At 31.6% G+C, this 10,000-nt stretch carries 9 protein-coding genes, 1 tRNA gene and 1 pseudogene; 3 read left to right on the top strand and 8 right to left on the bottom strand.

All coding sequences use genetic code 11. The annotated features are described in order from the left end of the window. On the top strand, window positions 1-1,276 hold a 1,276-nt coding region (locus tag LDL23_RS00560), incomplete at its 5' end, for a Y-family DNA polymerase (protein WP_366935451.1). Continuing rightward, window positions 1,267-1,704 (top strand): translesion error-prone DNA polymerase V autoproteolytic subunit, encoded by a 438-nt coding sequence (umuD, locus tag LDL23_RS00555; RefSeq protein WP_291263963.1) that lies wholly within the window; start codon window positions 1,267-1,269, stop codon window positions 1,702-1,704. The genes LDL23_RS00560 and umuD, both read left to right, overlap by 10 nt. Before the next feature lie 53 nt (window positions 1,705-1,757). On the opposite strand, the gene LDL23_RS00550 is transcribed toward umuD, so the two are convergent. The 7 genes from LDL23_RS00550 to LDL23_RS00520 all read right to left on the bottom strand — a co-directional run bounded on the left by LDL23_RS00550 (window position 1,758) and on the right by LDL23_RS00520 (window position 9,349). Then, window positions 1,758-3,815: a peptidylprolyl isomerase gene (locus LDL23_RS00550; protein ID WP_291263962.1), complete on the bottom strand. Its 2,058-nt coding sequence runs from the start codon at window positions 3,813-3,815 to the stop codon at window positions 1,758-1,760. Window positions 3,816-3,914: 99 nt separating this feature from the next. Continuing rightward, window positions 3,915-5,180 (bottom strand): hemolysin family protein, encoded by a 1,266-nt coding sequence (locus LDL23_RS00545; protein ID WP_291263961.1) that lies wholly within the window; start codon window positions 5,178-5,180, stop codon window positions 3,915-3,917. 7 nt (window positions 5,181-5,187) lie between these two features. Beyond that, entirely contained in the window at window positions 5,188-5,367 is a 180-nt protein-coding gene (locus LDL23_RS00540) for a hypothetical protein (protein ID WP_291263960.1), read from the bottom strand. Between the two features lie 47 nt (window positions 5,368-5,414). Continuing rightward, entirely contained in the window at window positions 5,415-5,975 is a 561-nt protein-coding gene (lptC, locus tag LDL23_RS00535; RefSeq protein WP_291263959.1) for an LPS export ABC transporter periplasmic protein LptC, read from the bottom strand. Further along, a complete protein-coding gene (locus LDL23_RS00530; RefSeq protein WP_291263958.1) occupies window positions 5,975-7,342 on the bottom strand; it encodes a hypothetical protein in 1,368 nt (455 codons plus the stop codon). The genes lptC and LDL23_RS00530 overlap by 1 nt, the downstream gene beginning before the upstream one ends. A 20-nt stretch (window positions 7,343-7,362) precedes the next feature. Next, window positions 7,363-8,622 carry a hypothetical protein gene (locus LDL23_RS00525; RefSeq protein ID WP_291263957.1) on the bottom strand — a complete coding sequence of 420 codons (1,260 nt, stop codon included), beginning with the start codon at window positions 8,620-8,622 and terminating at the stop codon, window positions 7,363-7,365. After that, a complete protein-coding gene (locus LDL23_RS00520; RefSeq protein ID WP_291263956.1) occupies window positions 8,615-9,349 on the bottom strand; it encodes a type III pantothenate kinase in 735 nt (244 codons plus the stop codon). Before LDL23_RS00520 ends, LDL23_RS00525 begins: the two co-directional genes overlap by 8 nt. 122 nt (window positions 9,350-9,471) lie before the next feature. Here LDL23_RS00520 and LDL23_RS00515 point away from each other — a divergent pair. Beyond that, window positions 9,472-9,544: transfer RNA gene (locus LDL23_RS00515), tRNA-Phe, on the top strand. 54 nt (window positions 9,545-9,598) lie between these two features. On the opposite strand, the pseudogene LDL23_RS00510 reads toward LDL23_RS00515, so the two are convergent. Further along, window positions 9,599-10,000 (bottom strand): annotated as a pseudogene (locus tag LDL23_RS00510) (GHMP kinase); the annotation flags it as partial.

Raw genomic sequence — 10,000 nt, 5'->3', positions numbered from 1 at the left:
ACTTTACAAGATGTATGCTTTAGTCGATTGTAATAACTTTTACGTTTCTTGCGAACGTGTTTTTCAGCCTCAGTTAAATGGCAAACCTGTTGTGGTTTTGTCTAATAATGATGGTTGTATCATTTCGCGTAGTAACGAAGCTAAAGTATTGGGAATTCCAATGGGCGCACCTGAATTTCAAGTTCGCGATTTGATAAAGCAACATGATATTCACGTTTTTTCTTCCAATTATGCGTTGTATGGCGATTTAAGCCATAGAGTGATGAAAATCTTAGAAAATTATACACCAAATGTTGAGGTGTATAGTATCGACGAAGCTTTTTTGAATTTTTCAGGAATGACAATTCCTGATTTCAACGCGTATGGTGCCGAAATCCAACACAGAATTTTGAAATGGTTGAGTATTCCTATTGGAATCGGTTTTGCGCCTACAAAAGCACTTTCAAAAGTAGCTAATAAAATTGCTAAGAAGTTTCCAGAACGCACAAATGGAATTTATGTTATCGATACAGAGGAAAAACGAATCAAAGCTTTAAAGTGGACTAAAATTGAAGATGTTTGGGGTATTGGTTTTCGTTTAACCAAAAAAATGCAGGCGAAAAACATTAAAACGGCATATGATTTTACACTTCTACATAACGAAGCCTTTATTCGCAAAGAAATGGGAGTCGTAGGAATGCGTTTGAAGTATGAATTAGAAGGGAAATCCGTATTAGAAATGGAAGAGCCTAAGGCAAAGAAAAATATCGCTGTAACGAGAAGTTTCGAGAAAGATATTACTGATTTTAATGAACTCAAAGAGCGAGTAGTAACTTTTGCAAGTGTTTGTTCTGAGAAATTACGAAAACAAAGTTCCTGTTGCAATGCGGTTACTTTGTATTTGCGAAAAGATCCATTTAACGCTAATGGTGAAAAGTATAGTTTTTATCGCATGCAAACTTTATCTTTTCCTTCCAATACTTCTTTTTCAATTAGTCAAGCCGCTATTATGATGTTGAAAGATTTGTATCAAGAAGGAACTGCTTACAAAAAAGCAGGTGTTATAGTTTCAGAGATTGTACCTTCTTCTCAACGCCAATTTAAACTTTTTGATGAGGAGAATCCCAAATACCAAAAACTCATGGAGGTTATGGATGCGGTTCAAGCGAAAACAGGTGAACGTAAACTTAGATTAGCGTCACAAGATTTAAAACGTACTTGGAAAATGAAACAGAATCATTTATCCAATCGATATACTACGAATTTTAACGAATTACTAGAAGTAAAATGCAAGTAAATTCCAAAATAACTTTCTTCGTTCCTGATTTTGAAAATCCGATCGAAACCTCATTTATTTCAAGTGAAATTAAAGCAGGATTTCCATCGCCTGCAGCTGATTTTGAAGAATCAAAAGTAAGTTTAGATCATTTGTTGATTAAGAACAAAGAAGCAACCTTTTATGCCAAAGCAAGTGGAAACTCCATGACAGGGGCAGGAATTGATGATGGCGATATTTTAGTAATTGATAGAAGTCTTGAGCCAAGAAATAATGCTGTAGCGGTTTGTTTTATTGACGGTGAGTTTACAGTAAAACGAATCAAGAAAACTGATGAAGCTATTTTTTTAATGCCCGAAAATCCAAGTTATGCACCCATTCAAATAGAACCACATAACGAATTTATAATTTGGGGTATTGTGACCTATGTTATAAAACAAATTAAATAAAAAAAAGGCTATCACGATTTTCGGATAGCCTTTTTTATTATATGAAATTCTTCTTAGAAGTTAGCTCTGTTATCTTTGATCTCTGCTTTATCTTTTAAAGCTGTGTATGCTTTAGAGATAGCGTATGATTGATTTTGAGTTCTATCTTGAGTAATGTAAGTTGTGTAACTTGGTACTTCAGGTGCTTTGGTTACAGCTTTAGCTCTTACCATAAACATACCTGAGTTTCCTTCAATAACTTCAGAAGTTTTACCTGCAGCTAATCCAAAAGCTTTACCTACAACTTTAGGTTCATTACCGATATTAGGAATAACTGGCATTTTTAATGAAACTCCCATAGCAGGCTGAACAGAAGCTCCAGAAGCTTTTGCAACTGCTTCTAAAGAAGCACCACTCATTTTTTTCTTAATAATTTCAGCTTTTTTCTGATTTTTAATGATTGGTTCAACTTGTTGTTTTGCTATGTCAATTGGTAATAAACCACTTTCGTTTTTGTCTTTTAATTTTGCAATAACAAAACCTTGAGGAACTTCAAAACGTCTAACATCACCAATTTCTGTATCTTTATTGAATGACCATCTTATGATTTCTCTTTGAGAACCCACTCCTTGAACGTACTCGTCGAATCCTTTTAAGTTAGTAGCTGGTATTACTTCTAATCCTGCTTTTTTAGCTAAAGCTGCAAAATCTGCATTTTCATTAGCATCAGCTTCTAATTGACTTGCTTTTGTGTAAATAGCGTCAATAGTTGCCTCAGATGGTTGAATTTTTTGAGCTACAGTCCCCATTAGAACGGCATCATATTTATCCATAACTTTAATTACGTGGAAACCAAAATCAGTTTCAACAACACCGATAGAGCCTACAGGATTATTGAATACGAAGTCATTAAATTTAGGTACCATTTGTCCTGGAGTGATATTGTCATATTCACCACCATTATTTTTAGATCCTGGATCGTCTGAGTTTGTCATTGCTAACATAGCAAAGTTTCCTGGATTTGCTTTTGCTTGAGCTAATAAGTCATTTGCTAAAGCTTGAGCTTCTTCTTTTGTTCTGGTTGCAGTAGATTGAGGAGCTCCTTTGTAAGCTAATAAAATATGACTAGCTTTAGCGCTAGCATTTCCTTTTTTAGCAATCATTCTAGAAATACATTGGTGTCCGTTGAAAACGTATGGTCCATAAACACCTCCAACAGGTAAATTGAATAATGCTTCTTGGTAATCAAGAGGTAAATCTTTTTTCGCTAAATAAGTAGAATCAAATTTAATATCTGAATTGGCATTTACAAATTCTCCAACATTTGCAACTGAGTCAAATTTTACTTTAACATCACCAATTGAAGATAACATTGCTTGTTCGTCCTCTTTTGATGGTTTGTTTTCTACTAAAACGAAATCAATACTTGTTGTATTTTCAGATTTGTATTTTTTAGGAGATTTTTTCATAAAGTCGATAATCTCAGCATCAGAAACTTTTACTTGATCATCATTTACTGTTGAAAAAGCAACAGTTACATATTCGAAATCTACTTTGTCATTTTCTAATTTGTATTGGAATTTACCTTCTGCTTTGGTAGTATAAACACCTGACTTTATCATAGTGTTGTACATTTGCTCTACAGCATATCTTTCAACATTTTTTTCAAACGTTTTCCACTCTGTCCATTGTGTTTGGTCTGGAGCATTTTTGATTCCTTTCAAAAATTCTTTGAATTTATTTTCGTCAAATTGACCAGCAGCATTCAAAAATTGAGGGTTTTGAGCTAAGTTAGGATTTTGTTTGATAACGTTAATTAATTGTTCGTTACCAATTTTTAAACCTAATTTATCGAATTCTTCTGTAAGGATAATTCTTCTAACTTCTTGTTCCCAAGCGCTATTCATTGCTTGAGTAGTGCTAGTACCTTGACCTTGTTTTTCAATGTTTGAAACATTTTGCATAAATTCTTTTGCTTCAATGTCTGTTCCGTTAACTGAACCTACATTGTTAGCTCCTGTGCTAAATGTACCACTTTGAATTACATCTGCTAATACAAATGAAAACAATGCTAAAGCAATGATAATAATTAGGAAGAATGAACGTTGTCTAATTTTAGATAAAACTGCCATTTTTATTTGTGTTTAATTTTTTTCAGAGGGCGAAAATACAATTATCTATTTAATAATAAAATAGTAAAGTCATATTTTACTTTAAATTTTTAAAGATTTTTATCTTTTTTCTTCTTTTACCGAAAAACGAACCAATTCTATTTTTTTATTACTGGCCGAATGGATGATAATTTCAAAATTCTCGATGATGATTTTTTCTTCATTTGTCGGAATTTCCTTTGTGTGATTTACTATGTAACCGCCTAAAGTTGTATACGAATCCGATTCTGGAATTTGTAAGTTGTACTTTTCATTTAAGAATTCAACTTCTAGTCGGGCAGAGAACAAATACGTGTTTTCTTCTATGATTTCGTCTATTAATTCTTCGTCTAAATCATGTTCGTCTTCAATTTCTCCAAAAAGTTGCTCGATAATATCTTCCACGGTTATGATTCCAGATGTTCCGCCATATTCATCTAAAACTACTGCAATACTTTTTCTTTTTTTGGTTAGTAAGTCTAAAGCATCTTTGATGTAAATTGTTTCTGGAATATATTCCACAGGAATCATTATACTTTTGATAGTTTTAGGTTTTTTGAACAATTCGAATGAATGCACATATCCTAAAATATCATCAATAGAATTTTGGTAAATCAGTAATTTAGAATAACCTGTAGTTACAAATAAATCTTTTAGTTCTGTAATAGTGTCTAAAATATCAACACCGCTAATCTCGGTTCTCGGCGTCATAATATCTCTTGCTTTCAAATCGGAAAACTCAAGTGCATTTTGGAATATTTGAATTTCGGAATCGATTTCGTTGTCTTGCGAAACATTGTTCATTTGTTCCGTAATATAGTTTCCTAATTCTACTTTGCTGAAATATTCTTTTACTTGATCGCCTGGAGTTTTAAAAAAGGTTCTTAAGATAATGTCTGAAATCCAAATGATAAATTTTGTTGGCCAAAAGAATAATTGATAAAAGAAATAACTTGGAACGGCAAAAAACTTAATAAAGGAATTGGCATAAATTTGAAAGAAAACTTTCGGAAGAAATTCTGCTGTTAATAAGATGATTGCGGTTGAAATTAACGTTTGAAGCAGTAATCCAATAAATGCCGTAAATTCAAAAAAGCCTTCTAACCAATTGATGATTAAATCTCCAGAATAAATACCATAAACTACTAACACAACATTGTTTCCAAGGAGCATTGAAGTTATAAACTGTGAAGGTTTTTCTGTAAGTTTACTAAGGATAGAGGCATTAAAGTTTTGTTGTCTTTTCTCTATAGATAAATATACTTTGTTTGAAGAAACATAAGCGATTTCCATTCCAGAAAAGAAAGCCGAAAGTAGTAAGCAAATTACAATAATGGCTATCTCCATTTAGAGTTTATTTTTTTTGGTATTTGTTGTGAAAATGTCTTCTGAAGAAAAACATCCCTACAGAAACAGCAGCAATAATAATGCTTAAAAGGTAATCTTCGTTTTTGTTGAATTTATCAAAAGCATCGTATAGAAAGAAAACTGCAAAAATTAAATAGATATATTGAATGAATTTTAAATAAGTCATGATTTAATAAATTTATCAAATGTAATAAAAAGCAAATTGCAAAACAATTATTTGTCAGTAGTGTTTACTTCACCGCTACTTTGTTGCATGTTAAAAACTTTAAAGTCTTTGCTGAAATCTACACCTGGACCTTCTAAATAACCTCCCGCCTCATCGGTATATTTGAAATGTTTTTCAGTAAAAAACCATTCATTTTTTTGATCAAAATACAATTGAGAAGTTTCCAGTTTTTTGCCGTTTTGAGAACTGATAATTACATTTCCTTGAAGGTCAATAATGTTCGTTTTTTTGTATGAAATGGCGTAGTTTGAAACAACGGTTGTAGTATTTCCATTGTTGTCAATTAATGTAACATGGATGCCTTTTGGGAACTCAGTAAAAGGATTTGTAATGTTACTATAATCTAACATTTTTGGACTTTTTAAAATCGACTTGATTTTGCCAGAATCAGTATATTTCAGGTTAATTGTGTCGGCTTCTCCAGTAGGTATAAAACTTGTTTCGCTTAGTTGTTGTACTTTTTTGATGTCGCTTTCACATGAAAAAAACATAGTCACGATAAAAATCGTGACCATGTTTAGAATATTATTTTTTAATAATAGTTTCATTATTTACCAATGCTTGGTACAACTACGCTTTCTCCAATCCAGCAGTTAAATGCAATTCTTTGTCCTTGTTTTCCCTCTGAAAAAATTTCAGAAGTAGAAGGAGCTGATGCTCTATAACTTGCTGCGGTTTTGCTTGCAGTAGCTTTAATAGATGAATCAACTGCGCCAGCTTTATCACAATATTGAGCGGCTAACCAATATACAGCTCTTTTTTCAAATTGATTTGCTCCACAATCGTTAATGTTACTACCATATAATTGTGCAATTAACAAATACGCCTTACCAAAAGATGGTTTTACAGATAATGCCTTTCTTGCATAAGTACGAGACTGAACTTTATTTGTTTTGCTATACATAATTGCAATTCTGTAATACACATTTGCTTTTTTAGTGTTGTCTGTGAATAAGTCAGCAGCTTGATTAAAATAATCTAAAGCTTTAGTAGTGTTTTTTCTTTGAATTTCTACTACACCTAACTGATACGCAGCTTCAGCACTTGGGTTCAATTTATAAAGAGCCTCAGATATTTTTGAGAATATTGGATCTGAATCACATCCTTTAGCATCTAAACGATTTGCGGCTCTTTTTAACCACTCTTCGTTAGTTTTGTTTAACTCAAATCCTTTTTGGTAAAATGGAATAAGTTTTTCACAAGTAGATAATTCTAGTACAATATTGTCCATGTCATTTCTAACATTTCCAAAAATTTCTAAACTGTTTTCAATTCTTGTTTTTCTAGCTTTCTCTTTGTCAGTTAAAGCTTCTCCGGCTTCTTCTTTTGTTAAGAAGCTATCATTTTCTTCAGATAATTCTTTTTCTTCCTCATCAAGTTTTTTAGAAATATCGTCATATTTATCAAATACTTGTTGTAATTCTACTCCTTTATTAGCCTTATGATTGTTTACTAAAATTTCGAAGTAAACATACATTGCTTTCGCATACTTGAAGTTTGCATAATCAGTTTTGAATGCAACATCTAACAATTGAAACACTTCATCAGTAGTTCCAACTTTATTTTCAAACAATACTAATCCTTTTTTCATTTTATTTCCAGCGCCATTTCCAGGAAAATATTGATCGTGTTCGTCATATAATTTTAATAAATCACGAACATATTTTTCTTTCTCTTGAGGAGTAGTTGCTTTTTCAATTTTCAATTTAACAGCTAATTCTCCAAAACTGTAAATACTTTTGTGAAAAGACGGGCAGTCTTTTCTTAGCGTTGTTAAGTAATCATAACTTGCTACATCTTTAGCTTTTACTGAAGTAGCCATTAAGCTTAAAGTTTCAGTACATGCTTCAGTGTTTTGTGCTTGAACAAAAAAACTAGCTGCTGCTATAAATAGTAAAGTTAATTTCGTTTTCATCTTTTGGGTGCTATAAATAATTAATCAATTTTTCTTTTCTTAAACCAAATATCATTTAATGATAAACCTACACTTAGGTTAAAATAATTTTCTTCAATTAAGTTGTTTGACGTTGTTCCTTTTTTTCCAAATTCAACTCCTAAGTTGATTCTAGAAAGACCAACTGGTAAACCTAGTCCAAAATTCATGCCATAATCATTAATACTGGTGTTATTTATTACTAATCCAGTGTTTTCATATCTAAATCCTGCTCTATAAACAATTCTATTTAGATAATTTGAAAAGGAATCGTATTTAGGAACATAATATCCTCCAACAGCAATTCTGGTAGAATTTTCAAATGAAACGGCTGAACCCATATCAAATCTGTTTATTAATTTTCTATTATTAATAAAAGTAATGTCGGTTCCAATTAACCATTTTTTTGCTTCACCAATTCCTGCTCCAAAACTAAATTTTGAGGGATTTATCATGTTTATTTTTGTTGTTACAACATCACTTACATCAAAAGAAGCTTCTGAGCCATTATTTGAATAAGTAACAGTTGCGATAACTCTATCATTAGTGTTTTTGAATTTTGTTTCAGGGCTGAAAGTAAAACTCGTTAATAAATTTAATTTAGAGCTTATTTTTTTTGAATATTGAATTCCTGTATTTATAGAATATCCGTTTGTTTTTGAGGTGTTTCTCTCTTTTGTGCTGTATTGTAAGACTATTGGAGAATATAAACTCTCTGTGAAATCGTTTTCTGTTGTTCCAAAGTGATATCCAAAATCAATACCAAAACTTAGATTTTTATTAACAGAATAAGCAATTCCGGTGAAAAACTTATTAACGTTACCGCTTCCTGTTTTCGTTTTAAATCTTTCAGTTCCGTCTAATTCTGTTAAATTACTATTGGTTTTGTATCCAACAGATGAATATGGCATAAGACCAAATGTTACGCCTAGTTTTTTTAAAGGGATGCTTACTAGCAAATAATCAAGACTTGTTCTTTTTGATTTGTCGGATTCAGAGTTGTTCTGAATATCTGTGAAAGATGTTGTTCCTCCAACAGCAAATGAGATTAATTTTATTTTAGAATACGAGGCTGGGTTTAGTAAGTTTATATTGATACTATCTCCTGCAATTCCAAGACCACCAAGAGCTTTTACATCTGTAGTTCCTTTATATTTTATCTCCCCTAATCCATAAGATGAATACGGTGAAGATGTTTGCTCTTGTCCTGACGACGTTAAAGAGAAAAAAATACTTAATACAACAATTATTTTTTTAATCATTTTCATTTAAATAAATTGATAAGATGTTCAAACTTTCTAGTAAGAAATTTGAATTGGCAAATATGGTGCTTTTTAATCTTTTAGCCAAAAATTCTGCGTCCCCACCTGTTAAAATTATTGTTAAATCTTGATTTTTAAGAGAATATTGTGAAATAAACCCTTCAATTTCAAAGAGAACTCCGTTAATTACACCGCTGTGAATGGCGCTTTTTGTGCTGTTTCCAATGATGTCGAATTCCTCGCTTAAAGATAATAACGGCAATTTTGAAGTGTAATTGTTTAAACTCTTGTACCTAATTTTAATTCCTGGAGATATTGCGCCTCCTAAATATTGGTCTTCAGAATTTACAAAATCATAAGTAATACAGGTTCCGGCATCAATAATTAATCTATTTTGATTAGGAAGCATCAAGGTAGCACCAGCGGCTAAAACCATTCGATCTATTCCTAAAGTTTCGGGAGTCGAATATAAATTAGTGAAAGGAAACTTCGATTTGTGTGTGATTATTTCTGTTTTAAACTGGTTTTTGATATAATTCACCACGTCTTCATCTAGTTTTCCGACCGAAGAAAAGATGATTTTTTGAAGATTAGAATATTTTTTAAAAATATTTTTAAAATTTTTTAGCGCTTCATTTGTTTCAAAAATAAAAAAGTCAACTTGCTTATTGTGTTCAAAGACAGCAACTTTAATTCTTGAATTTCCAACATCGATTGTTAAAAGCATGGTTTTGTTTTATGAAGTGCAAATATACAAATTGATTTTTTTTATTATTTGTTTTGGAAAATATAAAAATCGTTCTATATTTGCACCCGCAATCAACAAGCAGTAATGCTCTAAATTGTAAAGGTACCTTAGCTCAGATGGTAGAGCAATGGACTGAAAATCCATGTGTCCCTGGTTCGATCCCTGGAGGTACCACAAAAACCACTCAATTGAGTGGTTTTTTTGTTTTATATTGGTTTGAAAGCAGTATTATAAAATCATTTCTTCATAAGAAAGTACAACTGAATATCCTTTTTCTTTAAAATAAGCTGTAGGATTGTCTTTAGATATTGCCATTACAAAATCACCGCCCCAAGCCCCCAAACTTTTAATTACACCTTTAAAATCTGGAAAAAGTTTTTCTTGAATGGTTTCAATTTCTAAAACATCACTCATGATAATTTCATGCTTCTCCATTTGTTTAGCAAATTCTTTTCCTTCTTTGCAATCTATGGTGTCGTAAGTTATGGTGTTGATTTTTGAAATTACAGTATTTACATGATGGTGTTTCGACATATAATTCGCAATTGCCAATTTGCTGCTTTGCTTCTGATTCAAATACACAAAATGAATGTTTTCTTTGAATGATGGATTAAAATGAATCGCTTTGAA

Origin of the sequence: Flavobacterium sp., from assembly GCF_020217025.1 — a bacterium.
Classification (GTDB): Bacteria; Bacteroidota; Bacteroidia; order Flavobacteriales; family Flavobacteriaceae; genus Flavobacterium.
This window is presented reverse-complemented; position numbering and strand designations above follow the sequence as displayed.